The organism is Actinoplanes sp. CA-142083 (genome assembly GCF_050942195.1).
Taxonomy (GTDB): domain Bacteria; phylum Actinomycetota; class Actinomycetes; order Mycobacteriales; family Micromonosporaceae; genus Actinoplanes.
Genome location: NZ_CP192076.1, coordinates 6580422 through 6607243, shown reverse-complemented (window position 1 = coordinate 6607243; position 26822 = coordinate 6580422). Strand labels below are relative to the sequence as shown.

Below are 26822 nucleotides of genomic sequence, written 5' to 3'. Positions count from 1 at the left end.
CGTGGATCTCCGGGACGCGCTTGACGACCTCCGCGACGTGCCCGCCGCCGTCGCGGGGACCTCCCTCGCCGGCACGCGCGACGTTGCCGCGAAAGGAACCGGCGAGGTTTCGTGCTTTCGCATCGCCTCGCTGAGCAAGAGCTTCACCTCGACCGCGGTCGTGCTTGCCATGCTTTCCCACGGAGTTCCGCTCGACACTTTCGCGAAAACGCTCCTGCCCGATCTCGCGGCCGACTGGCAGGCGCGCGCGGACATCAGCGTCGCGCACGTGCTCGGGCAGGTCACGGGCCTGCGAGAGTCGGTGACGGCTGCGAACGTGGCTCCCCTTCCCCTGGAGGAAGCGGCCCGGCTGGTCGTGCGGGCCGGGAGCGAGCGGGCACCCGGCGACCGGTGGAGCTATTACAACGGCAACTATTTCCTGGCCGGCGCGATACTTTCCGCCCTCGACGGCACATCTTTCGAGAAAGCTTTGGCCACGCGCCTGCTCGAGCCGTGGGGCATGTCCCGCACAGGCTTCGGCACGCCGGAGAAGGCGGTCACCGGCTGGGACGGAAGGGAAGCGCTGCCCCCGATCGACTACCCGCCGGCGCGCCGGCCGAGCGGTGGCCTGTGGTCCAGCGTCCCCGACCTGCTCAGCCTGGGCGAGGGCCTGCTCCACGACCGGAATGTGCTGACCGCGATTCGCAGCAGGCAGACCCAGGAGCAGGACCCCATGGCGTACGGCCTGGGCTGGGCACTCGGTCCGAGCGGCCAGATGTACCTGAACGGCCGCCTGCCCGGCTATCGGGCCGCGATGCTGCTGGTCCCCGACCGCGAGTACGTCAGCGTGATCCTCACCAGCCAGCAGCAGGCACTCCCCGAGGCGGCCAGGCTCCTCAGCGACCTGCAGAAACCCTTGACCGGCGACGACCTCAGCGCCGCCCTCGACGACTTCGCGGCTTAGCCAGGCCGGGACCGGCCAGACGCGGGCCGGCTGCCTCCGTCCGGCCGGTGAGCAGCAGGACGAGCGCGTCGATCGGGCCGTGGACCTCCTCGCCTCGGCCGGCCTCCCAGGTGGCGTCGGTCGCCACCAGGCGCAGGCCTCGCAGCCGGCGCCGGGCCCAGAACGGCCAGCCCATCGTCCAGGCGCGGGTCGCGGCGGCCACGGCGGCGTCCCGCGGCGCTGCGAGGTCTCGGCCGAGCGGGATCGCGATGTCCTGGCTGTGCACGAGGACGTCGAGGACGATGTTGCGATAGTTCGTCACAGCGGGCAACCGGCGAGAGGCCGCGTGTTCGCGCAGCTCCGCAACCAACCGCCCGGCGTCGCGGGTTGCGGCGTGCCGCACGGCGAGGTCGTGGTTGAGACGGTGGAAACTGCCGCGGGCCCGTGCGGCGTCGGCGAGCATCGCGCGTACGCCCGGGGCCTGGGGTGTGAGCGCGACGTGCGCCGCCACGTCTCGCACCCGCCAGCCGGCGCAGAGCGACGGCTTCTCCCAATCGGCCTCGCCGAGCCCCTCCAGCATGTCGGCCAGCGCGAGCCGCATGCCGGCGATCGCCCGCCAGCCCTCCTCGCGATCCATCCGCAACCCCCTCTGATATCGTCAGAGTCTCTTACTAAATTAGTCAGTCACTCTGACCATCTGTCAAGGGAGGCGGCGTGCCGGATCTGAACCTCGGGTTGCTGCTGTTCATCCCCTACCGGGCGATGGAGCAGCGGGTCTTCGCGGGGCTGGCCGAGGCCGGGTTCGACGACTTCACGCCGGCGCAGGCGCGGGTCTTCCAGCGGATCGCGCCGGGTGGCAGCCGGCTGACCGACCTGGCCGAGCAGGCGCAGATCACCAAGCAGTCGGCCGGCTTTCTCGTCGACCAGCTGGAGCGGGCGGGCTACGTCGAGCGGGCGCCCGATCCGGAGGACGCCCGGGCCCGCCTGGTGCGCATCGCGGCCCGGGGCGCGGCCGCCGTCCCGGTCGCGGCGGCCATCGTGGCCGAGGTGGAGGCCGAGTGGGCCGCGCACCTCGGCAAGCAGCGGATGGCCCAGCTGCGGCAGCACCTGGCGCGGCTGCGCGAGATCACCGACCCGTATCAGTAGGAGCGCAGCGCCTCCGCCACCGGGCGGCGGCCGCCCAGCCGGGCCGGGAGCGCGGTCAGCACTGCCACCACGACCACCGTCGCCAGCACCACCGCTGCCAGTTGCCACAGCGACGGGAGCGTGGCCAGGTCGCGGTTGCCGCCGGTGATCGCGTTGATGGCGACGAACAGCAGGTATCCGCCGGGAAAGACGCCGATGACCGCGCCCAGCAGCGCCGGCAGCACCTGCGCGGCCGACAGCGCCGCCGTCACGTCGCGCGGGGTCGCGCCCAGGGCCCGGGCCAGCGCCGACGCGTGCCGGTTGTCGAGGACCGTCGCCCAGGTGATGACGACCGCGTTCACCGCGGCCAGGCCGAGCAGGATGACCGTCCACACCAGAAGGACCTCGCGCAGCGCGGCGGCGCGGTCCGGCTGGGTGTCGAGCACGGCGTTGAGGATCAGCGCGACGTAGATGCCGCTCACGGTGATCGCGACGCCGGCCACAGCCAGCACGACCCGGCGCGGGCGGCGGGCGGCGACGCGTACGGCCAGCAGCAGCGGCACGGGCAGCCGGGCCGAGGCGGCGATCAGCCAGCCGACCCGGCGGGGCGGGCGCGGCGTGTCGGCGAGGGCGTCGACGGTGCTGGACCGGGCGGCGCGCAGGGCGGGGACGAGCGTCGCCAGCACCGCGACGCCGAGCGCCAGGGCGGTCACCAGGACGACCGTGGCCGGCGTCAGCGCCGGTGTGCCCGCGCTGCCGATCAGGCCGGCGGTGGGCCGGACCAGCAGCGGCGCGGTCAGCGCGCCGAGGGCCAGCCCGGCCGCGGCCGCCACGACGGCGACGAGGAGGTATTCGGCGAGCAGCACGGCGGCGACCAGGCCGGGGGTGCCGCCGGCCGCCTTGAGCAGGCCGACGCGCCGGGTCTGGTCGGCCATCCGCCCGCCGACCAGCACCGAGAGGCTGGCCACGGCGAGCAGGCCGAGCAGCCACGCGCCGATCATCAGCAGGATCTGGGTGTCGCCGGCGACCTCGGTGGCGTCGGCGAGGACGCTCTGCCACGGGGTGCCGTGGTGCGCCTCGGCGAAGGCGGGCGCCCGGGCCGGGTCGGTCAGGCGGAGGTTCATCACGTAGGTGCCGGTCGCCATGCCGTCGAGGTCGGACCGGGCGACCCAGATCAGGCCGGGGTCGTGCAGCAGCTGGGGCAGCTCGCCGCGGGCGGCGCCGCTGACGCAGCCGCCGGCGGTGATGCACGAGGCGCCGGGGTAGGGCGCGATGGCGGCGGTGACCGCGATGCCCGCGACCTCGAAAGGCTCGCCGCTCATTGTGATCCGGTCGCCGGCGTGCAGGCCGAGCTCGGCGGCGAAGGCGGCCTCGACGACCGCGCCGCCCGGGCGGACCCAGTCGCCGCTGACCGTTGCGGGCTGGTCGACGGTCGTGTGCCCGCTGTCGCGGCCCACGACCTGCGCGTCCGCCGTACGCGTGCCGGCCTGGATCTTTGCCCCGGCGACCGGGAAGGGTCCACTGTGGTCGGCAACGCCCGCTTGGGTGGCGAGCCCGGACAGCTGTTGGGCGCTGGTGCCGATGGAGACCACATCGGGGCCGTGGGTGGCCTCGCGGGTGCTCTGGTACGGGTCGCCGGCCGCGTCGCGCACGACGAGGGCGAGCGTCAGCGTCGTGGTGGCGGCCAGGATCGCCACGAGCAGCAGGGCGGCCTCGGCGCGGCGGCGACGCAGATCGCGTACGGCGAGACGGCCCACCAGAAGAAGACGGCCCATCGTCAGTCGTCCAGCCCGATGAGGGCGCCGAGCTGCCCGGTCGTGCCGCCGGTCAGCCGCGTCTCGTCGACGAACGCCCCGTCGCGCATCGAGACCATCCGGTCGGCGGTGGCCGCGATCCGCGCGTCGTGGGTGACGATGACCAGCGTCTGCCCGGCCTCGTGCAGGCTCTCGAAGAGCCGGAGAACGTCCAAGGTGGCGGCACTGTCGAGGTTTCCGGTCGGCTCGTCGGCGAGGACGATCGACGGCTCGTTGCTCAGCGCCCGGGCGACCGCGACCCGCTGCCGCTGGCCGCCGGAGAGCGCGGCCGGCAGGAAGCGCGCCCGGTCGGCCAGGCCGACCCGCTGCAGCAACTCCCCGGCCCGGCGGCGGGCGGCGCGCGGCGAGCGCCCGGCCAGCAGCGCCGAGAGCTCGACGTTCTCGACCGCGGTGAGCTCCTCCATGAGGTGGAACGACTGGAAGACGAAGCCGATGTCGGTGCGCCGCATCCGGGCGAGGGCCCGCTCGCCGATGTCGTCGATGCGGCGTCCGTTCAGCGTCACCTCTCCGCCCGAGGGTCGGTCGAGGCCGCCGAGCAGGTGCAGCAGCGTGGACTTCCCGCACCCGCTGGGACCCATGACGGCAACGGTCTCGCCGGCGGCGATGTCGAGGTCGACCCCGTCGACGGCCCGGACCAGCCCGGTGCCCCGGCCGTACTCCTTGCGCAGCCCGCGGGCGCGAAGCACGATGCTCACCTTTCGCTCCTTCGACGAGTCCAACTCTGCTCGCACGCCTCCAGCCAGCGCAGATCGGCCTGCAACCGCAGCACGACACCTTCCAGCAGCAGCGCCGCGCCGGACCCGGCCGGCTCGGCCATCGCGGCGCGCTGGGCGTCGCGCAGCCGGCGCAGCAGCTCGCGGCGCTGAGCGTCCACGATGGACAGTGGGTCGGCGAGCCGGGCGGAGGCGGCCGCGATCAGCTTGAGGTGGAACTCGGCGAGGTCGGGCCGCGGCCAGCTGACCTCGGCGATCCACTCGGCGACCCGCTGCTGGCCCTCGGCGGTGAGCGCGTAGACCTTGCGGTCCGCGCGCTCGCCGTCGGACCGCTCGGCCGTCAGCAGCCCGGCCTTCTCGAGGCGGGTCAGCGTGACGTAGACCTGTCCCGCGTTCATCCCCTCGCCGAGCGGGCCGAGAGCCTCCCGCAGCCGGGCGCGCAGCTGATAACCGTGCGTGGGCTCCTTGGCCAGCATCGCCAGCACGACTTCCTGCTGCATCCGCGCACCTCCCGCTAACCGTTAGCCCCATGTCTAACGGTTAGCTAAAGGAGGTGTCAAGCCTTGAACAGACGTTCCTCGTCCAGTGCGGAGGTCTGCACGACGAGCACATCGCAGACCGCGTTGCGGACCACGCCGGCCGGGACCGAGCCGAGCATCTGGCCCTCGCTCGCGCCCAGGCCGCGGTTGCCGACCACGATGAGGTTCGCCGGGTTCGCGCCGACCGTGTCCAGCAGGGCCTGCGCCGGGTCGCCCTCGACGAGGCGCTGCTCGATGTAGCGCGCCCGCTCGCGGGTCAGGCCGGTCACCGACTTCTCGAGGGCCTCGCGCGCGGTGTCCACGCCGAAGAGCTCGCGGTGGATGCCGGCGGCCGGCTCGCTCTTGGCGGGGTCCGTGCGGTACGCGGTGACGACCACCAGCCTCGCCTGCGCGGCCTGTGCCACCTCAGCCGCGCGGTCCACGGCGTACAGGCTGGTCGCGGTGCCGTCCGAGCCGACCACGACCCGCTCGTACACGCTGATGCTCCGCTTCGCGCCGAGCGGCACGATCGGGGACTCGTCGGCCTCGTCGGGCGGGTTGACCCAGAGCATCGCCACGGCGCCGATGCCCATCAGCACGCCGGCCACCAGGATCGCGTTCGAGCCCTTGCTGTCCAGGAACGAGTTGAAGATCCAGCCGAAGGTGACCGTCTCGATCAGCATCGGCACCACGATCATCATGTTGAGGATGCCCATGTAGACGCCGGTTCGCTTGGCCGGGACCATGCTCGCCACCATCAGGTACGGCACGCCGACCGCGCTCGCCCAGAAGATGCCGAGCCCGATCATCGAGATCAGCGCCACGTACTGGTTGCCGATGTGCGCCAGCCAGATCAGCGCCACCGAGGCGAGCCCGAGCGCGATTGCGTGCACTCGCTTGGCGCCCAGCCGCCGGGAGAACCCGACCAGGAACAGCGCCGAGATCATCGTGACGAAGTTGTAGGCCCCGTTCATCAGGCCGCTCCAGGCGATCGCGCTGTCCCACGCCGGGCCGCCCTGCTCCGGGTTCGCGTCGAAGATCGTCTCGCCGAGGCTCACCGCCAGGAACTGCCAGTAGATGAACATCGCGTACCACTGGAAGAGGAACACCACGCCGATCTTGTGCATCGCCACCGGCATCGCACGTACGGCGTCGGCGATGTCGCGGACGAAATGCCCGACACCCTTGGGCGCCGACCGCATCTCGGCCAGTTCCTCGTCCGTCGGTGCGATCTCTTTCGTACGTGCCATCGCCGTCAGCACCGTGAGCAGGATGCACACCGTGCCGATCATGAAGCAGACGTACATCCAGTACGGAACCCCGTTCCCGGCGGTCTTGTCGAGCGCGGAAACTTTCTGCAGCAGGAACAGCGAGATGTTGGCGAGCACCGCGCCCGCGCCGGTGAACATGCTCTGCGTCAGGAAGCCGCGGGCGAGCTGGGATTTCGGCAGCCGGTCCGAGATGAACGCCCGGTACGGCTCCATCGAGGTGTTGTTCCCGGCGTCGAGCAGCCAGAAGCAGATCACGCCGAGCCAGAGCACGCCGACGAACGGGAAGGCGAACAGGATGATCGCGCAGAGGATCGCGCCCGCCGTGACGAACGGCCGGCGGCGGCCCCAGCGGGGACTCCAGGTGCGGTCGCTGATCGCGCCGATCAGCGGCTGGATGATCAGCCCGGTGACCGGGCCGGCGAGGTTCAGGATCGGCAGCTGATCGGGGTCGGCCCCGATGAGCAGGAACAGCGGGTTCACCGCCGACTGGGTCAGGCCGAAGCTGAACTGCACCCCGAAGAACCCGAGGTTCATCATCAGGATGGCGCTGCCGGTCATCAGCGGCTTGCGCTCGGCCTGGCCGGTCGTGGCGACGGAATCCGATGTCGTGGTGGTCATGGCGACCCCTTCGACGGACGTGACCTACGTCACCGACGCTAAATCGGTTCTGCACCGCACGCAACCGCAGGTGTCGATCTCTCGACGTGCCTCACCTCGTGTAATACGTTCGGGAGAGGCCCGGGGAAGGAGACGGCCGTGCATCAATGGAAAACGATCGTGGTGGGCGTCGACGGATCGGCCGGCAGTCGCAAGGCGCTCGCCTGGGCCGCCGCCGAGGCCGCGGATCACGGTGCGGACCTGCTGGTGGTGAATGTCTGGGAGCACACGCTGCTCCCGCCGGCGGGCAGCGTCAGCGTGTCCGAGCACTATGTGCCCGAGCCGAGCCAGAGCACGTCCGACGAGCTGGTCCAGGTCATCAAGGAGGAGCTGGGCGAGGACCCGCCGGTGCGGATCCAGGCCCAGGTCAAGCAGGGCCGGCCGGCCAAGGTGCTGATCGACGAGTCGGCCGCCGCCGACCTGCTGGTGGTCGGCCATCGCGGCCACGGCGGCTTCGCGGGGCTGGTGCTGGGCTCGGTGAGTCAGCACGTCGCCGCGTACGCGAAATGCGCCGTGACCGTGGTCCGCTGAGCGCGACTCAGACGCTTTCCAGCGCCACCTCCGGGGTCTGCGGCGCCGGCGCCGGACCGCGCCGCCGGCGGAAGGCGACGAGCAGCATTGCCGCGCCCAGCAGCAGCACGAGGGAGGCGGACGCCGCGGTCACGTGCATCGCGCCGATGAAGGAACTGTTGGCGGCGTCGGCCAGGTCCGGCCGCTGCAACGCGTCGGCGACCGCTCGGGTGTGCTCGGCCGAGGCTGCCGCGGCGTCGCGCGTGCCGGAAGGGAGCGAGGCGAGCGAGGGCGCGATCCGGTCGCGATAGGCGGTGGTCAGGATCGTGCCGAGCAGCGCGATCCCCAGCACGCTCCCGACCTGCCGCACGGTGTTGTTGACCGCCGAGCCCGCGCCCATCCGGTCCACCGGCAGCACCGCGATGACCGCGGCCACGGTCGGCGCGATCGCGAGGCCCATCGCGACACCGCTGACGAAACCGACAGTGCAGAACCACGCAACTGGCGTGTCCATGTCGAACGAAAGATTCGCGAAAAACGCCGCCGCGACGACGAGCAAACCGATGCCGCTCACCAGGCCCACCCCGTGCCGCCTGGCCAGGCGCGCACCGAGCGGCGAGCCGGCGGCCAGGCCGACGGCCCCCGGCAGGAAGGCCAGGCCGGTCTCGAGCGCGGTCATCCCGCGGGCGCCCTGAAGATAGAAATTTCCGTAGAACATCTGGCCGGTGATGCCGAAGAAGAGCGCGCCGAGCGCGAGGTTGCCGGCGCTGAACCGGCCGTTGCGGAACAGCCGCGGGTCGAAGGACGGCTCGGGGGAGCGCCACTCGAAGACGGTGAACGCGGCCAGCAGCGCCAGCCCGGCGAGCACCGGCGCCCACACCTGCGGGCGCGCCCAGTCGGTGTCCTGACCGGCCTCGATGAGGCCGTAGGCGAGCAGGGCCAGCCCGGCGGTGGAGAGAACGAGACCGATGGGGTCCGGGCGGCGGCGCGCCGCCAGCTTCGGATTCGGTACGACGAAAGCGATGCCCACCAGCGCGATGGCGACCACCGGCAGGTTGACCAGGAACACCGAGCCCCACCAGAAATGGTCGACCAGCACGCCGCCGAGCAGCGGCCCGAGCGCGACGCCGACCCCGGCCGAGGCCGACCAGGTCGCGATCGCCCCGGCCCGGCGCTCGGGCGGGAAGGTGGCCCCGATGATCGCCATCGAGGTCGGCATCATCATGGCGCCGCCCAGCCCCATCAGCCCGCGGGCCAGGATCAGGCCGGTCGCGCCCCCGGCCCACGCGGCCCAGACCGACGCCGCACCGAAGCAGAGCAGGCCGAGCACGAGGATCGTGCGGTGGCCGTAGCGGTCGCCGAGCGCGCCCGCGGCGAACAGCGCGGTCGCGAACAGCAGCGCGTAGGCCCCGACGGCCCACTGGAGCTGGCCCGGGGTGGCGCCGAGGCCGGTGCGCGGGTCGGCGATGCGCTCGAGCGCGATGCCCAGGATCGTCGTGTCGATCCAGATGAGCACCGCCGCGAAAACGAGGACGGACAGCACGCGCCGCTGTCGCGGTACGCTCAATGACAGGTCCCTGACGGTCATACTTCTCACCTTGGCAAGATTGTCAGGTCCCTGTCAATACCGTCTGACGCACAATGGTCACGTGAACCCACCCGACGGCTGCTCGACGTTCCTCGTCCGCCATGCCTGGCTGGCCCTGCGCGGCGTCGTCGCCGAGGCGCTCGTCCAGCACGACCTGTCGGTCGCCCAGTTCGCCTCGCTGCTGATGCTCGACGAGGCGCCGGGCCTGTCGGTGGCCGACGTGGCGCGGAAAGTTTCCACGGCCCGGCAGTCCGCCAACGAGATGCTCGGCGGCCTCGAGCGAGCCGGCCTGGTCGAGCGGCGCCCGCACCCGAGCGACCGCCGCACCCAGCAGATCTTCCTCACCGACGCGGGCCGCCGGCGCCTCGCCGAGGCGGTGCCGACGGTGCGCGAGGTGGAGGCGCGGCTGGCGGCCGGCTTCTCCGCCGACGAGATCGCGGTCGTCAACGCCTGGCTGCAGCGCATGACCGAGGCCTCCACCGAGGGCGAGGAGATCCCCACGCTCTAGGCGAGCGTCAGGCGGATGACGCGGCCGCCGATCTCCCAGGCGCGGCGCAGGTCGGCCTCGGCCGGGTTCCCGCCGGCGTCCAGCGCGATGGAGTTGAAGCCGGCGAAATTGTGGTTGTCGCGCGCGATCACGCCGTACCCCCGCATCACGCCCTCCTCGTCGGTGAGCGCCTCGACCGTGGCCCGGCGGCGGCGTCCCTTGTAGCGGACGTCGACGGTGTCGCCGGTGCGCAGGTTGCGCGCCCACGCGAACGGCGTGCCGATCAGCAGCGCGCCCTCGTGAGCGGTGTAGGCGACCGGCACGGTGTAGCGCTTGCCGGACTTCCGCCCGACGACATAGACGGTGATCAAGCGGGTGCCGACGCCGCGCGCTATCAGCGGGGTGCGCAGCAGCACGCGGACGATCCGGTTCGCCACGCCCTGGAAGCGGAGCGTCTTGGGCAGCTGATCGTTGGCCATGGCGTGACTGTCCCACCCGAGAGCTCAGCGTCGCCAAGCCGACGCGAACCTTCCGATCAACCCGGCCGCCGTCCCAGCATGGGACTTCGGAGTTGAACGGGGGCCTGATGTTCGTCTACGTATTTGTTCTGGCCGTTTTATCCTTCTGCGCGCTGTGTGTATGGAAACGGGTGGGCCGCGAGCCCGCCGCGGCCCGTCCCTGGCGGGCCGACCCCTCGACGTCGAGCACCGAGGGCGTCCTCGCGGCCCAGGTGGCCGCCGGCGACATCACCGACCATCAGTACGTGAACGCGATGGAGGAGCTCGCCGCCAAGCAGGGTCAGCGATAGGTCACGCCGATCTGGCCGCGGATCTCGTCGAGCAGTCCCCTCACCTCGAGCGTCGGTGTCCCACGGCATGAGGGGACTCTCGGTGCGTCCCGCGGCCAGGCAGGCCATCACGGCGAGTGCCGAGAATTCCCCAGCGGGTCGCGGCGGCAGTGTCACGCCCCCACGTGGGGACGCAGCAGCGTGATGCGACTGGCCCCCAGCTCGGTCACGTACAGGTTGCCGTTGCTCTCGGTCAGGTCCAGCGGCTGGCTGAACCCGGCGACGACGCTCCGGCGATGGGAGAGCGCCCCGTTCGCCGCCACGTCGAAGGCGATGATGTCCTGGCCGTCGGAGTAGCGGACCACCAGCAGCCGGCCGTCCAGGCCGCCGCCGCCGCGGTACTCGATCGCCCCGTCGGCCGAGGCGTGCAGCCCGGCGTCGTAGATCCCGGCGAGGTCGAGGTTGGCGTCCGGCAGCGTGCCGACCGGGTAAGCGTTGGTCTGGAACGGATCCGCCGCCGCGGTCGGGTTGCCGCCGGCCAGCACCCATTCGCAGCGGGCCGGGTTGGGATGCCCGTAGTAGCGCCCCTGCTTCACGTCGAAGACGTAGTCGGTCTCCGCCTGCGGGTTGTTGGTGATCGCCGGCACCGCCGGGCCGCTGTAGCCAGGACAACCGGTGGTCGAGGCGGGGGTGTTCCCGCCGGCCGCCGAGCCGTTCGTCGGCGTGTAGAGGTGCCCGTTGCGGTGCCAGACCAGGTCGTACGCGTTGCGCACGCCGGTCGCGTACAGCGTCAGCGCCGCCCCCGCCGCCGCCGGGTTGTAGGCGCCGCCGTCCTCGGTCTTCACGTCGAGGGGCAGGGTGGCGGGCAGCTTCGCCGGGTCGAGGCGCAGCACGGCCGCGTTGAGCTTGTGCTCGGCCCGGTTGCCCCAGGCGCCGTCGGGCGCGCCCATCGCGTTGTTCGCCCCCTGCGGGAAGTACAGCGCCCCGTCCGGCCCGAAGGCGAGGGAGTTCGTCTCGTGGTCCTTCACCGACCGCGGCAGGTTGGTGACGACCTCGGTGTAGGTGCCGAGGTCGGGCCCGCTCAGCCGGGCGATCTTGCTGGACCAGTCGGGCACGTCGTAGGCGCCCACGAACTCGTAGTTGTCGCTGATCCACAGGATCGGCGCGGCCGCCGTCGAGGCCGGGTCGAAGGCGAGCCCGATGATGGTGCGGTCCGGCGCGCCCGGCAGCCCCGCGGCGGTGGCGTGGCTGCGGACGGTGTCGATCACGACTGGCGCGCCCAGCGTGCCGTCCGCGTTGATCGGGTACCGGTAGAGGTGCCCGTCGAGCGTCGCCGCGTACAGGCGCCCGTCCGGTCCCTTCACGACACTCGTGTACTGCGCGCTGACCGCGCCGCTGGCGACCTTGTCGAAGGCCGGTCCGCCGCCGCCCGCGCTCCCGGTGCCGAAGACCATCGAGTACGGCGCGAACGCGTGCCCCGCCACATCCTTGACCGCGGCCGTGATGTCGAGCCGGTACAGCGTGTTCGCGGCCAGCGGTGCCCGCGGCGAGGCGTTGACCACGTCGCCGCCGCCGCTGGTGATGACGTTGATGTCGACGGCCGCGCCGTCCGTGACCCGGGTGAGCCGCACGCTGCTCGCGGTGAGCGAGGCCGGGTCGACCCCGCCGGACGGCAGCCGCAGGTCGGCCACGACGCTCGCGGTCGGCTCGACACCGGTGGCGAGGTTGGCCGGCGTCACCGCGCGGACCGCCGGGATCGCGGCCGCCGCCGGCACGCTGGCCACGTCGACGTAGTCGAGCTTGGTGTTGGTGCCGGCCTGCGGGCTGAGCGTGAGCTTGCCGTCGGCGACCGTCACCGTGCGGGTCGCGATCGCGTGCTTGGTGGCGGCGGCCGGGACGAAGGCGGCCACCGCGTTCTGATCCTCGATGCTCACGTAGTGCACGCTGTCGACGGCCGTGCCGGCGTCGCCGACCGCGGCGGTCACGGTGTAGAGCCCGTTCGGGACGGCCAGCTCCCAGCGTCCCGGCGTGTGCACGCCCGCCGACCCGGACGGCAGTTGCGTATGGATCAGCGTCGCCAGGCGTACGTCTGAATTGGCACTTGATCCTCGATTGCGCCCGTTGCCCACCAGGCTGAGCGGCGTGCCCTCGTCGAGCGACACCCACCCGTAGGTCTGGCCGTTCCCGCGGGCGCCGAACGCCTGCCCGTAATCGGCCAGATAGCCGGCCGGGGGAGCGGTGGCCTGATCGCTGAAGTTGACCTTCACCGCGGTGGCCGACGCGATCGCGCTCACCGCACCGGACAGGACGGACTCGTTCCCCGAAAGATCAAAGGCGCTTATCGCGTACGAGTGAGAGCCGCCGTTCGTCACAGTGGTGTCCGCGAACCCGGCCGTGGTGATCACTCCCGGCCCGGTGATCACCGAACCGTCCCGGTAGACGCGGTAGCCCAGCACATCTGTACTCGTGCTGGGAGCCCAGGAAAGCACCACCTGATGGTCGCCCGCCAGCGCGGTCGGGCCGCCCGGCGCAGCCGGTGCGGACGAGTCGTAGACCACCCGGCTGACCTGCAGATAGTTGAGTTTGGTGTTGGTGCCGCCGATCGCGTCCACGGTGAGCTGCCCGTCCGCCACCGGCGCGGTGACCGTGCCCGTCGCGTACTCGGCGGCGGCCGTCGACCGGAAGTGATCGATCGCGGTCACGCCCTCGACCCGGACCACGTGCACGCTGTCGTAGCTCGGCTGGTCGCCGGCCGACGCGGTCACCGTGTAGGTGCCCGGCGCGACCGCATACTGCCAGGCCCCCGCCGTGGCCACGCCGTTGGTGCCGCCGCTCACGTCGCCGTACTGCATGTGGATCACGGTGTTGAGCCGCGGGTCGATGCCGGAGCGGGCGCGATCACGGGTGTTGCGAGTCAGGTCGAGTGGGGCGCCGTTGTCTTGGCGCACCCACCCGTAGCCGCGGCTCGCCGTGTAGGCCGCGCCCGTGTCGGCCACGTAGCCGGACGGGATGGCCGAGGAGGCCGGCTGGAAGTTGACGCTCGCCAGCGGCGTCGTGCCCACCGGCGCCACGAGCGTGGCGCTCGCGAGTAACACCCACGTCCACATCGGCATGCCCCCATGTCGTCTCGGCTGGGGTCAGTCTTCTCATGAATGTGCGTCTCACGTAAGCAGTCTTCGCTCCACCGTGGAACCTCGGATCTATGGACATGTCCGGAAGAACTGAGCTGGCTGGCTTCGCTTCGCTCCGCGGGCAATCGCCCCTTTCGGCGGGGCGATTGCGGGCAGTCCCCCGTTCACGACACTCGGAACTAGCGGGTCAGCTCATACGGTCGGCGTCCACGACCGCCTGGGCGAACTCGCGCGGGGCCTCCTGCGGCACGTTGTGGCCCACGTCGAAGGTGCGGTGGCGGTACTTGCCGGTGAAGTGCGACCGGTACGAGCTGCCGTTGCCGTCCGGCGTGAAGGGGTCGTACTTGCCGTCGATGGTGATGGTCGGCACCGCGATCGGCGGCGCGTCCTGCAGCTTCGCCTCGATGTCGGCGTACTCCGGCTCGGACGGCGCCAGGCTCAGCCGCCACCGGTAGTTGCCGATCACGATCGGCACGTAGTCGGTGTTGGTGAACGCGGCGGCCGTCCGCGCGTAAGTTGCGTCCGAGAATTTCCATGTCGGCGAGTTGAATTTCCAGATGAACTCGCCCATCAGCGACGTGTACCTGGTCAGCCCGGCCACGCCCCGGTCGGTGGTGAAGTAGTACTGGTACCACCAGTCGTTCTCGGCGGCCGGCTCCAGCGGCTCCTTGTTGAACGCCAGGTTGGTGATCAGATACCCGGTGACGGAGACGAGCGCCTTCACCCGCTCCGGCCACAGCGCCGCGATGATGTCCGCGGTGCGTGACCCCCAGTCGTACCCGGCGAGGATCGCCCGCCGGATGCCGAGCGCGTCCATCAGCGCGAGGATGTCGACCGCGAAAGCCGCCTGGTCGACGTTGCGCGGCGTGGACGCCGACTTGAACGTGGTGCTGCCGTGCCCCCGGAAGTAGGGCCCGATCACCCGGTAACCGCGGGCCGCGAGCAGCGGCGCGACCTCCTCGTAGCTGTGGATGTCGTACGGGAAGCCGTGCATGAGGATGACGGGCCGCCCGTTCGCCGGCCCGAGCTCGACGTAGCCTTGGCTGAGCACGCCGGCGTCGATCTGCCGCACCGGCCCGAAACCGTGCCGCGGCGAGGAAGTGCCCGCCTGCGCCACCCCGGCCTTCCCGATGAGCGGCGCCGCCCCGGCGGCCAGCGCCGCGACACCGCTCGTGCGCAGAAACTTTCGCCGGTCTCCGAATTGCTCCATGACATTCTCCCTGGTGGACGGTGATGGAGTTGTCCTCACGCTCACACGCCCCGCCCGGCGGGGAACCAGGAAGACCCACTGGCCCCGGCGGCGCGACCGCATTGGTTCGTCTCCAACACCGGTCCCGTGCGTGACGTGCGCCACCGGGAATCCTCGGCATACTGGCCGGGTGACGCAGAGCCTGCCGCACACCGCCGGTTCGCTGGCCGCGGACCTGCGCGCCCTCGGGCTGGCCGCCGGGGACACCGTGCTGGTGCATTCCTCGCTGCGCGCGATCGGTTTCGTCGCGGGCCTCGCGCAGGCCGTCGCCCAGGCTCTGCTCGACGTGCTCGGCGCGGCCGGCACCCTGGTGGTGCCGACGCACACCACCTTCAACTCCGACCCGGCCGCCTGGCGGAACCCGCCGGTCCCCGAGCAGTGGTGGCCGGTCATCCGCGAGCAGAGCCCCGGTTTCGACCCGGCGATCACGCCGAGCTGGTGGGTGGGGACGCTGCCGGAGATCGTACGAATGTGGCCCGGCGCCTTGCGCAGCGACCACCCGCAGATGTCCTTCGCCGCCATCGGCGCCCAAGCGGAAACTGTCGTGCGCGACCACCGCCTGGAGGAGGGCCTCGGCGAGGCCTCGCCGCTCGGCGCGATCTACCGCCTGCGCGGCCGGGTGCTGCTGATCGGCTGCGGTCACGACCGCAACACCTCGCTGCACCTGGCCGAGAGCCGGCAGGAGCACCCGGTGATGTCCGACTACGGCGCGGCCGTGCGCCTTCCCGACGGCACTTCCCGCTGGGTCACCTGGAAGGCGCCGCTCGCCGACAGCTCCGATTTCGCCGAGCTCGGCACCGCGTACGAGATGAACGGCGACCTCACCGTCGGGATGGTCGGCGACGCGGTCGCCCGGCTGATGCCGCAGGCCGAGCTGGTCGACTTCGCCACCTCGTGGATGCGCCGCTTCAGATGATGTCCCAGTCGAGCGTGCCGTCCCTGCCGACTTGCGCGCGATATCGGCCCGCGTACGGACGCCCGGTTTCCAGCGAGGTCGCGGTGATTTCCAGAAACTCCACGAAAGAGGCCGGCCACCGCTCGAAGTTGGTGCCGTCCTCCGGGTAGAACTCGCCGATCCGCCCGTGGCCGCCGGCCCGCTGGTCGGCGAACAGGCAACCACCGCCGCCGTCCTGGGCGAACGGCACGAACGCCTTGTCCCACCACGGGTTCTCCCCGCCCCCCGTGTCCTGATCGGACAGGACGCCGCAGGTCACCTTCCAGTCGCCGGCGATCTCCTCGACGGACTCGAGGACGTAGAACGGCGGCAGCGCGAACCCGGCCATCGAGGTGGCGCCGTCGTGCCGGCGCAGCGACGCGACCAGGTCGGGCGGGAAGGCCACCGACATCTGGCGCTGGACGGCGTCGATCCGCGCGGCCGGCGCGCCCGGTCGCAGCGTGCGGGTGGTGGCCGGGGCATGCTTGGCGAGCCACTTCTCGATGCGCTGCCAGGCCGCGCCGACCCGGGCGGTGGTCGCCGCGTCCGGCCGGGCGACGGTGACCGTGCCGGCGTTCTGCGGGCACGCGTTGAACGCCGTCCGCGTCCGCGGGGGAGCGGCCCGAGTCGGCAAGGGCTCGATGTACGCCGAATACCGCGGGGCCGGCACCTGGGTGAGGCGGTACTCCACGTCGGAGGAGCCGCGCCCGAACCAGGCCACCCCGCACACCACGAGAACCATCGCCGCGAAGACCGCCAGCAGGCCCAGGACAAGCCGTTTCCCGCTGGAAGCCGGGGCGGCCGCGGGCGTGACCGGCGGCGGCGGGGGAGTCGCGCGCAGGACCGGATCGAGCCACTCGGCGGCTCCCGCGAGGTCGTCCGGCAGCTCGGCCGGGATCCGCCCGGCCGGCGTGACCGGCAGGCTCTCCTCGTCGACCTCGCCGATCGTCACGACGGAGGCGGCGATCCCGTGGCCGGCGAGCGCCCCGAGCGCCAGCGTGGTGTGGTTGACCGCATCCGGCCCCGGCCCGGTCACCACCACGGCCGGCGCGTTCACGGCTGCGGCCAGGTCGGCCAGCGTCCACCCGTCGCGCCCGATCGGCACGAGCAGCCCCGCGTCGGCGCCGACGAGCACCAGCCCGTGCGCCCAGTTCACGGTCACGACCATGTTCCGCGCCCGCTCGAGGCTCAGCTCGCCGGCCGCGGTCAGCTCGAGCACCGCGGCGACATGGTCGCGAATCGGATCGTCCGCCGCGAGACTGCCACCCACCACGACGATCGCGACCGGCACCTCGGCGGCCGCCGCCAGCACCGTGGCCGCCACCCGCCAATCGACGCCGGTCGACGTAGCCGCGATTATCACGCCGCCACTATAGAGAGGGCGCGCGGGTCCCGGCGGCCAGGAACATCGGCACGGCGATCATCAGGCGTCCCGCCGCCGCGCGGGCGTCCTGATCGGCGAGCCACTCCGCCACCTCCGCCTCGCTGACCGCGCCGCTTGACCGGGCCGCGGCGGCATGCGACGGCAGCAAAAGTTTCGCGCTCGCGTCGGTGAAGACGGCCGTGTGCACCTCGAGCGTGACGTCCTCGAAGCCGCCGTCGAGGAGCAGGTTGCGGTAGGCGCGAGCGATCCGCGGATGGGTGATCGTGCCGGCCCGCGCGTGCACGATCCGCCGCGTCACCTCCGGCAGCGACGAGTCGATCACCATGGTGTCCCAGTCCTGCCCCACCAGCACGATCCGGCCGCCGGGTGCGAGCACCCGCCGGGCCTCGGCCAAGGCGTCGGACGGCGACGGCAGCACGTGAAAGACCTTGTCGGCCCGATACCCGTGCGCCTCGCCGTCGGCCAGAGGCAATGAAAGAGCATCCCCTTCCCGTACGTCTATGGCAGGGAATCTTTCTTGAGCGGCGCGAATCATGACCGGGTCGGGATCCACCCCGACGGCCCGGGCCCCGCGCGCGGCGAGCTCGGCCACCGCCCGTCCGGCGCCGCAGCCCACGTCGACGACGGTCGCGCCCGGTTTCAGGGTCAACTGCTCATAGCTTCGGAGGCGGAGCTCGGCTGCCCCGGGGACGGACTCGGCCGCGTCGAGCATGCGGATCAGGTTCTCGGAATCGGTGAAGGCACTGTGCATGCCGCCGACTATGCGACTTAAGGTCGACCTGAAGTCAACGGAGGCGATCCCGGTGGAGTATTCGATCGGCGAGCTGGCGGCCCGCTTCGGCCTGGCCACCCATGTCCTGCGGCATTGGGAGGATGTGGGCGTCCTGGAGCCGGAACGGCGCGTCGCGGGACGAAGGGTGTACGACGACACCCACGTGGCCCGCGTCGCCGAGATCCAGCTCTGCAAGGCGGCCGGCTTCAGCCTCGAGGACATCCGCGACCTCGACGACCCGGCTTTGCGCCGGGCGAAACTCGAAAGCCAGCTGGCCCAGGTGCGCGAGCGCCTGACCCAGCTGGAACTTTCCGCGAAAATGCTGGAACACGGCCTGCGGTGCCGCCACCGTGACCACCGCGCCTGCCCCCGATTCCAGGAGATGGTGCTGTCCCGGGTCGACGGCGTGGCGGTGGCCAAGGCGATGGATCACGACTAACAGCTCAGGTTGCCACCGGTGGGGACGCCGAGGATGCCGGCGATCTGGGTGTACAGGTTGATGCGGCTCTGCACCTGCGCCGGGTTCCCGCCGTTGCACTCGATGCTGTTGATGGCCCGGATCGTGGTGCCGAAGCCCTGGCCGTTGACCATGGCGTTGTGCGAGGTGGTGCCGGCGTTGCCGGTGCCGGTCATCCAGTACCAGAGGCCGGTCTGCCAGGAGATCGACGAGTTGGTGCCGACCAGGCCGGGGTTGTTGAGCAGGTCGACGCCGAGCGCGTTGCCGGCCGCGTAGTAGTTGAAGTTCCAGCTCAGCTGGATCGGGCCGCGGCCGTGGTAGGCCGACTGCCCGGCCGGGCACCCGTAGGGCTGCGAGTAGTCGCAGTAGTGCGGCCAGTTCGCCTGGTTGATCTCGTCGATGTACACGAGCCCGCCGGTCTCGTGGCTGACGTTGGCGAGGAAGGCGGCGGCCTCCTGCTTCTTCACGGTGTCACTGCCGGTGGTCGCGAAGGCGGGATACTTGCGCATCGCGTCGGTGAGTCCGGCGTACGTGTAGAAGGAGTTCCGCCCCGGGAACATCTGGTTGAACTGGGCCTCGGAGACGACGAACCCGCTGTTCCCGCCGCCGCCGGTGTCGCCCCCGCCGCCCGAGCAGCTGTACGGCGACCAGAACCAGGTGCTGATCGTCGGGTCGTACCCGGGGTTCTCGTGGGTTGCCTGGTAGTAGAGGCCGTTCGTGTAGCGCACGATGGCGCCGACCGCGTAGTACTGCCCGGCCACCCAGTTCGGGTAGTTGCAGGTCGTACCGCCTCCGCCGCCTCCGCCGGTCGAGCCGCAGGAGCCGTTGTCCTGCCAGACGCCCGAGCCGCCGGTGCTGGGCGCCTCGCCCTGCGTCCACCACTTTGCGGTCCAGTTGTGGCCGTTGTAGGACGCGGTCATGCCTCCGGTGTACACCGAGGCGTTGTTGTAGGGGGTGACGCAGGCCGCGGCCGCGTCGGATGCCGTGCTGGGGATCACCGCTCCCGCCGCGGCGATCAGGGAGATCACCGCCGCGGCGAGCACTGTGAGCAGGCGCTTTCGAGTCATGGCATCGACATTGTCAAATGCCACGTCAATTGTAAAGAAACCTTACCCATAGGGGCAAACGTCGAATGTTCAAGTTTCCGGCGCCCACGCCGATGAACACGGAGTCCCACCCCCGCTCCGAGTGAGGCTCCTTGCATGCCGAACCGTGATCGCGCGTGGCTGTGGTACCTGCTAACCGGCACGGTCGTCGCGGTCGCGTACATCGTGCTGCCGTCGAACCAGGTCACCAACTGGATCTTCCCGCTGGTCAACGCGACCGGCGGCATCGCCGCGTTCATCGGCCTGCGCCGCAACCGGCCGCGGAACCGCTCGGCCTGGACGATGCTGGCCACCGCGCTAAGCCTCTCGGCGGTCGGCGACATCATCTTCGCCGGCTACGACCTGTTCCAGGCGGAGCCGCCGTTCCCGTCGGTCGCCGACATCCTCTACATCGCCGCGCATCTGCTCGCCGCCGCCGCGGTCGTACGCCTGAGCCACCACGCCGGCCGCGACAGTTTCCTCGAGGCCGGCGTGCTGACCGTCCCGCTGGCGCTGCAGTACTGGATCCACATCATCGGCCCGACCCTGCACGACCAGGGCGGCAACGCTCTGGCCGTACTCGTCGCCGTGGTCACCCCGGTCGGCACCCTGATCGTGCTGTTCGGCGCGCTGCGCGCCGGTCTTTCCATGGAGATGCGAAAGATGCCGGCCCGGCTGCTCGTGGCCGGCATGGTCTGCTGGTTCATCCCGGACGCCTACTACGCGACCGCCAGCCTCAACGGCACCTACGTCGCCGGCGGCTGGATGGACCTGGGCTGGATGCTGATGCCACTGCTGCTCGGCGCGGCGGCGCTGCACCCCCAGATGCCCCAGCTCAACGTGCCGCTGCACGTTTCCACGAACATTCTCAGCGTCCGCCGCTACCTGGTCGTCATCGCCGGGGTGCTGGCGCTCGACGCGTACGCGGCCATCAGCGCCCACGGCGCGGCCCGTCTCGTCGCCCTGGCCGTGCTGGTCTCCGCGACGCTGGCGGCGGTGCGCATCCGCCGCCCGCTGCGCGACATGGGCCGCCGCGCCACCCAGGACGGCCTGACCGGCCTGCCCAACCGCACCGAGCTGCTGCGCCGGCTCACCTTCGCGCTGGCCGAGCTGCCCTCGGACGGCAGCAGCAAGGTCGCGCTGCTCTTCTGCGACCTCGACCGGTTCAAGGACGTCAACGACAGCCTCGGCCACGAGGCCGGCGACCGGATGCTGGTGACGATCGCCGATCGCATCGTCGCCACCGTCCGCGGCGACCACGACATCGTCTTCCGCCTCGGCGGCGACGAGTTCGTGATCCTCATGCCGGGCGCGACCGAGGAGGACACCGACGCGGTCGCCGAGCGGCTGGTCACCACGTTCACCGAGCCGATCGTCATCGACGGCGTCGAGCTGTTCCCGTCGGTCTCGGTCGGGGTGCGCACCACCGACGACTACCAGGCCGACCCGGCCGAGCTCCTCCGCGACGCGGACACCGCGATGTACCAGGCCAAGAGCGGCGGCCGCGGCCGCGCCGAGCGTTTCGACGACCGGTACGCGGCGGCGGCCAGCGCCCGGCTGCGGCTGGACACCGAGCTGCGGCACGCGCTGGTCAACGGCGAGCTGCTGTGCCACTACCACCCCGAGATCGACCTGGTCACCGGCCGGCTCTACGCCCTCGAGGCGCTGGTCCGCTGGCAGCATCCCGAGCGCGGCCTGCTCTCGCCCGACGAGTTCGTGCCGCACGCCGAGACGCACGGCATCATCGGCCAGCTCTTCGAGCAGGTCCTCGACCAGGTGCTCACCGCCCAGGACGGCTGGCTCGCCGAGTTCGGCTGGCGCCCGACTATCGCGGTCAACGTGTCACCCCGGCAGCTGAACGACACCCGCCTCATCCCGGTCGTGCTGGCCGCGCTGAAGGCGCACGACGCGCCGCCGTCCGCGCTGATCCTCGAGGTCACCGAGACCGCGCTGGTCGACGAGGCGGTCATGACCGGCACCCTCGCCGAGCTGCGCCGCCACGGCGTGGCGGTGGCGGTCGACGACTTCGGCACCGGCTACTCGTCGGTGTCCCGGCTCGCCGACCGGCACTGGGACGCCCTGAAGATCGATCGCAGCTTCGTCTCCGACTTCACCGACGACCCGGCCCGCGAGGGCGTCGTCCGCGCGATGATCGCCCTGGCCCACGCGCTGGGCCTGCGGGCGATCGCCGAGGGCGTCGAGGACGAGCCGACCCTCGAGAAACTGCGCGACCTGGGCTGCGACGCCGCACAGGGCTACTTCTACACCCGCCCGGTCGACGCCGCCGCCATCAGCGACATGATCGCCGTCTCACCCGATTGGAGTGGTTCGACGGTTGCTGTTTCGGGTTAGCAGGAATGCGTACGCGGCAAATGCCTGTCACCCTGGAACCGTGACCTTGCGCTGCCTCCTCGTCGACGACAACTCCCAGTTCCTCGCCGCCGCCCGCGATCTGCTCGAGCGCGAGGGACTGACCGTCGTCGGCGTGGCCGGGCACATCGCCGACGCGGTCGGGCAGGCCGCCGACCTCGGGCCCGACGTGGCGCTGGTCGACATCAACCTCGGCGGCGAGAGCGGCTTCGACCTCGCCGAGCGTCTGGTGCCGACCCCGGTGATCATGATTTCGACGCACTCGGGTGACGACTACGTCGACCTGATCGACGAAAGTCCCGCGATAGGTTTCCTCGCGAAAACGGCACTTTCCGCGACCGCGGTGCGAAACTTGCTGCGAAACTAACGCGCTTCCAGGAACGCCAGCACCGCCAGCACCCGCCGGTGATGGTCGTCGGTGTCGGCCAGGTTGAGTTTCGTGAGCACGCCGCGTACGTGTTTCTCGACCGTGCCCTCGGTGATGAACAGCCGCCGCGCGATGCCGGCGTTGGATTGCCCCTCGGCCATCTGCCCCAGGACTTCCCGCTCCCGCGCGCTGAGCACGGCCAGGGGGTCGTTGCGCCGCCGGGCGGTGACCAGCTCCGCCACTAGGCCCGGATCGATGACCGAGCCGCCGTCGGCGATTCTTTCCAGCGCGGCGAGAAACTCGGAGACGTCGGTGATCCGGCTCTTGAGCATGTACCCGATGGCGCGCCCGCCGGCGAGCAGTTCCATGGCCTGGTCGACGTCCGCGTAGGCGGAAAGCACGAGGATCCCCACCTCGGGCAGCTCCTTGCGCAGCTGCCGGGCGGCCTCGAGCCCCTCGGTGGTGTGCGTGGGCGGCATCCGCACGTCGGCGACCACGATGTCGGGTTTCGTGCTCCGCGCCAGCTCCAGCAATTCCGCGCCGTCGCCGGCCTGGCCTAGCACGGTCAGGCCCGACCGCTCGAGCAGGCTGGCCAGCCCCTCGCGCAGCAGGACGTCGTCCTCCGCCAGCACCACTCGAAGACCCGTCACGGAAGCATTAAATACCGGCTAGCCGGTAACGAGGAGTCGGGCTGGCCTCGATGTGCTGAAGGCCGCCTTTCGCGAGGCTCTTGGTATGTGCGATCACCACCCCGAGTGCCCGCCGATCGACCAGCCCGGCTGGGACTCCGCCCACGTCCTCGTCCACCACGCCGAGCTCGGCTGGAGCATGCTGTGCAACGGCGCGATCGTCCTCGACGCCGCCGCCCGGCCGGCCACGCTCACACCCGCCGCCGCGACGCCCGCTGCGGTGACGCCCTCCACGGTCACGCCGCTGCGCCGGCGCGCACCGCGAAAGGCCCGCGTCCCGCTCGCGGCCTAGCACCGGTTTCCGGGTGCCGGGGCGCGGCTGCTTTGCGGTGCCGCGCCGAGGCCGCTTTGCGGTGCCGGGCGGGGCGCGGCGGCCGGGGGTGCCGACGCGGCTGTGGCGCCCGGCCCCCGCGCGGCTCAGCCGACCGGGATCCGGCAGGTCGCCGTCGTGCCGCCACCCGCCGGGCTGACCAGTTCGAACGTCCCGCCCAGCGCCGCGATCCGGTCCTTGAGCCCGACCAGCCCCGACCCCTTCGCCTCGTCCGCGCCGCCGACCCCGTCGTCGCGCACGACCAGCACCAGCGTGTCGCCGTCGACCGAGGCGTCGATCGCGATGACCGACGCGTCCGCGTGCTTCACCGCGTTGGTCACCATCTCCGACACCACGTAGTACGCGCCGACCTCCACCGCCTGGGGCAATCTGGCCGCGAGCTCGGCGGAGACCTCGACCGGCACCGGTGACCGCCGGCCGAGCGCCCGCAACGCCGGCCGCAGCCCCGAGTCGGTCAGCACCGCCGGGTGGATGCCCCGGGACAGCTCACGCAGCTCGTCGATCACCGTCGTCAGGTCGACCGCGAGCTCGGGAAGGTTTTCCGCCTCGGCCGTGCGCAACCGCAGCGAAAGCGCGACCAGCCGCTGCTGCGCCCCGTCGTGCAGGTCCCGCTCGATCCGCCGCCGCGCCTCGTCGGCGGCCGCCACGATCCGGGCCCGGGAGCTGACCAGCTCGGCCCGGCTCTGCGCGTCGGCCACCGCGGTCGCCACCAGCTCGGTGAACTCGGCCATCCGCGCCTCCGAGTCCGGCGGCAGCCGATCCTCCGAGCACACCAGGAACATGCCCCAGACCCGCCCGTCCACGTGGATCGGCATGCCGAGCGCGTCGCCGTCCTGGGCGGCCCGGCCAGTTTCGCGAACTTTCGCGACCAGCTCGTCGGCCGGCGTCACCGCGCCCTCGACCGCCACGTCGGTCGCGCCGCCGTCGCGCTCGAAACGCACCAGCCGCGCCGTGCCGCTCCCGAAGTGCCGCAGCACCTCCCGGGTGACCGCCGCGAAAACCGACCGCGGTGACTCGCCCCGCGCGATGAGCAGGGCGAGCCGCCGCAGCGAGGCCTGCGTCTCGGCCAGGTCGCCCCGGGCCCGCTCGGCGGCGAGCGCCCGCCGCCCGGTCGAGGTGGTGACCGAGCCGACGATCACCGCCATCACGATGAACAGGCCGAGCACCGCGTACGCCGCGTCGTTGACGTCACGCAGCGGCGGCAGGAAGAACCAGTCGTACGCCAGGATCGCCGCGACCCCGCTCGGCAGCGCGTAGAGGATCCCCGCCGTGCGCGCGACCCCGAGCACCACGACCAGCAGCGCCAGCCCCATCACCAGGTCGGGCACGTGCCCGCGAGTCGCCGAGCAGACGAGCGCGGACACGACGAACGAGCCCACCCCCGCGATGATCGCGAGCGCGACCTCGGCCGGGAAGGGCAGCCGGGAACGCACGCGTCAGGCGGCCCGTTCGGTGAGCCGGATGACCGGCAGCTCGCGGTCGGTCTTGCGCTGATAGCCCGCAAACCGCGGCGCCGCGTCGCTGATCCGCCGCCAGGCCTCGTCGCGCTCGGCGCCGGCAAGTTGCGTCGCGCTCACGGCAACTTTCCGCCCGCCGACCTCGATGGTCACCTCCGGGTTCGCGGCGAGGTTGTAGTACCAGGCCGGGTTCGCCGCCGCGCCGTTCGCCGACGCCACGATGAGCCAGGCGCCGTCGTCGCCGGGAAAACTACGCACCGGGGTTTCGCGGGTCGCGCCGCTCTTGCGTCCCACGGTGGTCAGCACCACCATCTCGCCGGCCTTGCCGCCGCGGATTCGCTTGATCGTCATGCGGTTGGCCCAGTTCAGCAGCGGTCCGCGCGGCTGGCGTGCGCCATGAGTGCCCTTGCGGGTGGTGTCGAAGCCCAACGCGATCTCCTCGCCTCACCGGCCGGGTGCGGCCGTCCCGCTGCGATTGTTGTCGATGACTTTCCCGTACGCGTTCCCGCCCGGCCCGAACAGCCGCAGTCCCTCGCCGCCGGCCACGACAAGCGTGCCGGTCGACCCGTCCACAGCGACAGATTCCGCCGTGCCGGAGAAAGTTTCGTCCCCGTCGAACAGTACGACGCTGCCGTCGAGTCCAAGTGCGACCATCCGGCCGTTCCCGATCGCGAAAGTCGAGGATCCGGCGTCGATCGCATGCCGCTCGCGCACCTCGCCGCTCGCCGGGTCGGCCAGGACCAGCGCTCTCTCGCTCCCCGGCCGGTTCCGCGGCTGCGACAGTTCCACGAAAACCAGGCCCCGGCCGCCGGTAACGAACGTCACCGCCGGGATCACGTCGGCGAAGCTCTCGACCTCGGCGACCGGCGCGAGGCCGCCGCCGGGCAACACGCTGTCGACCCGGACATGCGCTCCGCCCTGGAAGACGCAGGCCGACGCGAGCAACGACCCGTCGGGGGAGAAGGCCACGCTCCCGGTCCGTTCACCGCCTTCGACCTCGGCCGTGATGGCGCGAGTGTCCACGTCGACCAGGAGCACACGCTCGTCATCGGTGGCCGCCGCCAGCCACCGCCCGTCCGGCGAGAACGCCAGGGCGGTGACATCCACGAGGCCGGCCAGCACCTCGACGGCCGCGAAGTCATCGCCGCGAAACTCAACCGGCGCTTCAGAGGGGGCGACCGCGATAAGCGGCCGCCGCGGATGGACCGCCAGGCGGCGGATGCGGGAGTGCTCCGTCGCAACGACAACCTCCCGGCGCGAAGTTTCGCCCACATCGAGGTGTGGCGGATCGCCGAGCCGCCGGCGCACCAACGTCGCGTGCCCGACGATGCCGAACGCCCGCCCGTTGCCGTCCACCTGCAGCCCGCGTACTCCGGAGGCGGACGCCTCGGCCAGCGACCGGCCGTCGAGCGCCTCCTCGAGCAGGTCACGCACCGCCAGCGGCCCGCGGCGGCGGGCCAAGTGGACCGGGCTGGCCCCGTTCTCGTCCCGCGCCGCCGGATCGGCGCCGGCCGCCAGCAGCAGCGCGGCCACTCCGGCATCGCCCTCCCACACCGCCCGATGCAGCGGCGTGTGCCCGTGGTCGTCGGGAACGCCGACCTCGGCGCCGGCCGCGAGCAGAACCCGCGCCTTGGCCACGCCGGTCTCGTGCAGCGGCAACCGGCCGAGAAAGTTTCGCGCGGTCAGCGACGCACCATGGCGCAGCAGCGCCGCGGCCACGCCTCCGTCGCGGGTGGTGTGCAGCGGGGTCTCCCCGAACTCGTTGTGCTGGTCGGGCCCGCCCTCGCGCGCGGCCCGGACCAGGAGATCCGCGATCGCCGCGCTCGCGGCCCGGTGCAGGGGAGTGTCGCCGTTGTCGCGCCGGGCCCGTGGCGACGCGCCCGCGTCGAGCAGCACCCGCACCACGACCTCGGATCCGCCTGCCGCCGCCGCGTGCAGCGGCGTCTCGCCCATCCAGCCCCGTGCGTAAGCCGCTTCTCGATCGCCGGTGAGCAGCCGCCGGACCGCCTCCAGGTCGCCGTCACGCGCGACGCGGATGATCGCCGGCTCCTCCACGTCGATGATCCTAGTGCCGAAAACATTTCGGAAGAAACTTTCGGCAATGCTGTGTCCAAAGAGCACAGTGCAGCGATGGTATGGTCCTGAAAAGGTTTTCGCTCGACCGCCGGGCGCCTCCCCGCCCCCCGTCGGTTTCCTGCCCCCGA

General features: G+C 71.6%; 26 protein-coding genes. 10 read left to right on the top strand and 16 right to left on the bottom strand.

Translation table 11 applies throughout. The features are described from left to right. Position 1 precedes the first annotated feature (1 nt). On the top strand, positions 2-943 hold the full coding sequence (locus ACQPZX_RS30400) for a serine hydrolase domain-containing protein (protein ID WP_433362483.1): 942 nt from the start codon (positions 2-4) through the stop codon (positions 941-943). Here ACQPZX_RS30400 and ACQPZX_RS30395 read toward each other — a convergent pair. Then, entirely contained in the window at positions 912-1559 is a 648-nt protein-coding gene (locus tag ACQPZX_RS30395; RefSeq protein ID WP_433362480.1) for a maleylpyruvate isomerase family mycothiol-dependent enzyme, read from the bottom strand. The two genes, ACQPZX_RS30400 and ACQPZX_RS30395, sit on opposite strands and share 32 nt — an antisense overlap. Before the next feature lie 77 nt (positions 1560-1636). Between ACQPZX_RS30395 and ACQPZX_RS30390 the strand changes: the two genes are divergently transcribed. Then, the gene (locus ACQPZX_RS30390) at positions 1637-2068 is read left to right on the top strand and encodes a MarR family winged helix-turn-helix transcriptional regulator (protein WP_433362477.1); all 432 of its coding nucleotides are present in this window, start codon (positions 1637-1639) and stop codon (positions 2066-2068) included. On the opposite strand, the gene ACQPZX_RS30385 is transcribed toward ACQPZX_RS30390, so the two are convergent. The 4 genes from ACQPZX_RS30385 to ACQPZX_RS30370 are packed head-to-tail and all read right to left on the bottom strand — an operon-like array spanning position 2062 to position 6981. After that, complete coding sequence (locus tag ACQPZX_RS30385; RefSeq protein WP_433362474.1) at positions 2062-3822, bottom strand: FtsX-like permease family protein; 1761 nt, start codon at positions 3820-3822, stop codon at positions 2062-2064. The genes ACQPZX_RS30390 and ACQPZX_RS30385 overlap by 7 nt on opposite strands. Before the next feature lie 2 nt (positions 3823-3824). Then, positions 3825-4556 carry an ABC transporter ATP-binding protein gene (locus ACQPZX_RS30380; RefSeq protein ID WP_433362471.1) on the bottom strand — a complete coding sequence of 244 codons (732 nt, stop codon included), beginning with the start codon at positions 4554-4556 and terminating at the stop codon, positions 3825-3827. Further along, positions 4553-5074, bottom strand: a complete 522-nt coding sequence (locus ACQPZX_RS30375) for a PadR family transcriptional regulator (protein ID WP_433362468.1) — start codon at positions 5072-5074, stop codon at positions 4553-4555. Before ACQPZX_RS30375 ends, ACQPZX_RS30380 begins: the two co-directional genes overlap by 4 nt. A 56-nt stretch (positions 5075-5130) precedes the next feature. Continuing rightward, entirely contained in the window at positions 5131-6981 is a 1851-nt protein-coding gene (locus ACQPZX_RS30370) for an MFS transporter (RefSeq protein ID WP_433362465.1), read from the bottom strand. A 138-nt stretch (positions 6982-7119) separates the two neighbouring features. On the opposite strand from ACQPZX_RS30370, the gene ACQPZX_RS30365 reads away from it, so the two are divergent. Beyond that, complete coding sequence (locus ACQPZX_RS30365) at positions 7120-7551, top strand: universal stress protein (RefSeq protein ID WP_433362462.1); 432 nt, start codon at positions 7120-7122, stop codon at positions 7549-7551. Positions 7552-7558: 7 nt separating this feature from the next. Here the strand turns inward: ACQPZX_RS30365 and ACQPZX_RS30360 are convergent, their stop codons facing one another. Continuing rightward, the gene (locus ACQPZX_RS30360) at positions 7559-9118 is read right to left on the bottom strand and encodes an MFS transporter (protein WP_433362459.1); all 1560 of its coding nucleotides are present in this window, start codon (positions 9116-9118) and stop codon (positions 7559-7561) included. A gap of 61 nt (positions 9119-9179) precedes the next feature. Here ACQPZX_RS30360 and ACQPZX_RS30355 point away from each other — a divergent pair, with 61 nt between their 5' ends. Beyond that, entirely contained in the window at positions 9180-9626 is a 447-nt protein-coding gene (locus ACQPZX_RS30355; RefSeq protein ID WP_433362456.1) for a MarR family winged helix-turn-helix transcriptional regulator, read from the top strand. Here ACQPZX_RS30355 and ACQPZX_RS30350 read toward each other — a convergent pair. Beyond that, a complete protein-coding gene (locus ACQPZX_RS30350) occupies positions 9623-10084 on the bottom strand; it encodes a nitroreductase/quinone reductase family protein (RefSeq protein ID WP_433362453.1) in 462 nt (153 codons plus the stop codon). The genes ACQPZX_RS30355 and ACQPZX_RS30350 overlap by 4 nt on opposite strands. 170 nt (positions 10085-10254) lie before the next feature. Here ACQPZX_RS30350 and ACQPZX_RS30345 point away from each other — a divergent pair, with 170 nt between their 5' ends. Further along, on the top strand, positions 10255-10413 hold the full coding sequence (locus ACQPZX_RS30345; RefSeq protein ID WP_433362450.1) for a hypothetical protein: 159 nt from the start codon (positions 10255-10257) through the stop codon (positions 10411-10413). 152 nt (positions 10414-10565) lie between these two features. On the opposite strand, the gene ACQPZX_RS30340 is transcribed toward ACQPZX_RS30345, so the two are convergent. After that, a complete protein-coding gene (locus tag ACQPZX_RS30340) occupies positions 10566-13505 on the bottom strand; it encodes an Ig-like domain-containing protein (protein ID WP_433362448.1) in 2940 nt (979 codons plus the stop codon). A 205-nt stretch (positions 13506-13710) separates the two neighbouring features. Continuing rightward, entirely contained in the window at positions 13711-14733 is a 1023-nt protein-coding gene (locus ACQPZX_RS30335) for an alpha/beta fold hydrolase (protein WP_433362445.1), read from the bottom strand. Positions 14734-14902: 169 nt separating this feature from the next. Here ACQPZX_RS30335 and ACQPZX_RS30330 point away from each other — a divergent pair, with 169 nt between their 5' ends. Further along, positions 14903-15688: an aminoglycoside N(3)-acetyltransferase gene (locus tag ACQPZX_RS30330; RefSeq protein ID WP_433362442.1), complete on the top strand. Its 786-nt coding sequence runs from the start codon at positions 14903-14905 to the stop codon at positions 15686-15688. Here the strand turns inward: ACQPZX_RS30330 and ACQPZX_RS30325 are convergent. Next, a complete protein-coding gene (locus ACQPZX_RS30325) occupies positions 15681-17069 on the bottom strand; it encodes an SMI1/KNR4 family protein (RefSeq protein WP_433362439.1) in 1389 nt (462 codons plus the stop codon). The two genes, ACQPZX_RS30330 and ACQPZX_RS30325, sit on opposite strands and share 8 nt — an antisense overlap. Positions 17070-17076: 7 nt before the next feature. Next, entirely contained in the window at positions 17077-17841 is a 765-nt protein-coding gene (locus ACQPZX_RS30320; RefSeq protein ID WP_433362436.1) for a methyltransferase domain-containing protein, read from the bottom strand. A gap of 52 nt (positions 17842-17893) precedes the next feature. Between ACQPZX_RS30320 and ACQPZX_RS30315 the strand changes: the two genes are divergently transcribed. Continuing rightward, on the top strand, positions 17894-18301 hold the full coding sequence (locus ACQPZX_RS30315; RefSeq protein WP_433362433.1) for a MerR family transcriptional regulator: 408 nt from the start codon (positions 17894-17896) through the stop codon (positions 18299-18301). Here ACQPZX_RS30315 and ACQPZX_RS30310 read toward each other — a convergent pair. Beyond that, the gene (locus tag ACQPZX_RS30310; RefSeq protein WP_433362430.1) at positions 18298-19386 is read right to left on the bottom strand and encodes a glycoside hydrolase family 19 protein; all 1089 of its coding nucleotides are present in this window, start codon (positions 19384-19386) and stop codon (positions 18298-18300) included. The genes ACQPZX_RS30315 and ACQPZX_RS30310 overlap by 4 nt on opposite strands. Positions 19387-19521: 135 nt before the next feature. Here ACQPZX_RS30310 and ACQPZX_RS30305 point away from each other — a divergent pair, with 135 nt between their 5' ends. Then, positions 19522-21756 (top strand): putative bifunctional diguanylate cyclase/phosphodiesterase, encoded by a 2235-nt coding sequence (locus ACQPZX_RS30305; protein WP_433362427.1) that lies wholly within the window; start codon positions 19522-19524, stop codon positions 21754-21756. A 40-nt stretch (positions 21757-21796) separates the two neighbouring features. Further along, positions 21797-22141: a response regulator gene (locus ACQPZX_RS30300; RefSeq protein ID WP_433362424.1), complete on the top strand. Its 345-nt coding sequence runs from the start codon at positions 21797-21799 to the stop codon at positions 22139-22141. Here the strand turns inward: ACQPZX_RS30300 and ACQPZX_RS30295 are convergent. Next, the gene (locus ACQPZX_RS30295) at positions 22138-22791 is read right to left on the bottom strand and encodes a response regulator (protein ID WP_433362421.1); all 654 of its coding nucleotides are present in this window, start codon (positions 22789-22791) and stop codon (positions 22138-22140) included. The two genes, ACQPZX_RS30300 and ACQPZX_RS30295, sit on opposite strands and share 4 nt — an antisense overlap. A gap of 85 nt (positions 22792-22876) precedes the next feature. Between ACQPZX_RS30295 and ACQPZX_RS30290 the strand changes: the two genes are divergently transcribed. Continuing rightward, positions 22877-23122: a DUF5999 family protein gene (locus ACQPZX_RS30290; RefSeq protein WP_433362418.1), complete on the top strand. Its 246-nt coding sequence runs from the start codon at positions 22877-22879 to the stop codon at positions 23120-23122. A 125-nt stretch (positions 23123-23247) separates the two neighbouring features. Here the strand turns inward: ACQPZX_RS30290 and ACQPZX_RS30285 are convergent, their stop codons facing one another. Genes ACQPZX_RS30285 through ACQPZX_RS30275 form a run of 3 tightly spaced genes read right to left on the bottom strand, consistent with a single transcriptional unit; the run spans position 23248 to position 26673 of the window. After that, complete coding sequence (locus tag ACQPZX_RS30285) at positions 23248-24594, bottom strand: ATP-binding protein (RefSeq protein WP_433362415.1); 1347 nt, start codon at positions 24592-24594, stop codon at positions 23248-23250. Positions 24595-24597: 3 nt separating this feature from the next. Next, positions 24598-25047, bottom strand: coding sequence for a nitroreductase family deazaflavin-dependent oxidoreductase (locus ACQPZX_RS30280; protein ID WP_433362412.1), 450 nt, complete (start codon positions 25045-25047; stop codon positions 24598-24600). A gap of 15 nt (positions 25048-25062) precedes the next feature. Further along, positions 25063-26673: an ankyrin repeat domain-containing protein gene (locus tag ACQPZX_RS30275; protein WP_433362409.1), complete on the bottom strand. Its 1611-nt coding sequence runs from the start codon at positions 26671-26673 to the stop codon at positions 25063-25065. Positions 26674-26822: the final 149 nt, after the last annotated feature.

Bases quoted from the DNA above. Each gene is read 5' to 3' on its own strand.
- ACQPZX_RS30395 (WP_433362480.1), bottom strand. From the start codon at position 1,559: ATGGATCGCGAGGAGGGCTGGCGGGCGATCGCCGGCATGCGGCTCGCG.
- ACQPZX_RS30385 (WP_433362474.1), bottom strand. From the start codon at position 3,822: ATGGGCCGTCTTCTTCTGGTGGGCCGTCTCGCCGTACGCGATCTGCGT.
- ACQPZX_RS30375 (WP_433362468.1), bottom strand. From the start codon at position 5,074: ATGCAGCAGGAAGTCGTGCTGGCGATGCTGGCCAAGGAGCCCACGCAC.
- ACQPZX_RS30370 (WP_433362465.1), bottom strand. From the start codon at position 6,981: ATGACCACCACGACATCGGATTCCGTCGCCACGACCGGCCAGGCCGAG.
- ACQPZX_RS30360 (WP_433362459.1), bottom strand. From the start codon at position 9,118: ATGACCGTCAGGGACCTGTCATTGAGCGTACCGCGACAGCGGCGCGTG.
- ACQPZX_RS30350 (WP_433362453.1), bottom strand. From the start codon at position 10,084: ATGGCCAACGATCAGCTGCCCAAGACGCTCCGCTTCCAGGGCGTGGCG.
- ACQPZX_RS30340 (WP_433362448.1), bottom strand. From the start codon at position 13,505: ATGCCGATGTGGACGTGGGTGTTACTCGCGAGCGCCACGCTCGTGGCG.
- ACQPZX_RS30335 (WP_433362445.1), bottom strand. From the start codon at position 14,733: ATGGAGCAATTCGGAGACCGGCGAAAGTTTCTGCGCACGAGCGGTGTC.
- ACQPZX_RS30320 (WP_433362436.1), bottom strand. From the start codon at position 17,841: ATGCACAGTGCCTTCACCGATTCCGAGAACCTGATCCGCATGCTCGAC.
- ACQPZX_RS30310 (WP_433362430.1), bottom strand. From the start codon at position 19,386: ATGACTCGAAAGCGCCTGCTCACAGTGCTCGCCGCGGCGGTGATCTCC.
- ACQPZX_RS30305 (WP_433362427.1), top strand. From the start codon at position 19,522: ATGCCGAACCGTGATCGCGCGTGGCTGTGGTACCTGCTAACCGGCACG.
- ACQPZX_RS30290 (WP_433362418.1), top strand. From the start codon at position 22,877: ATGTGCGATCACCACCCCGAGTGCCCGCCGATCGACCAGCCCGGCTGG.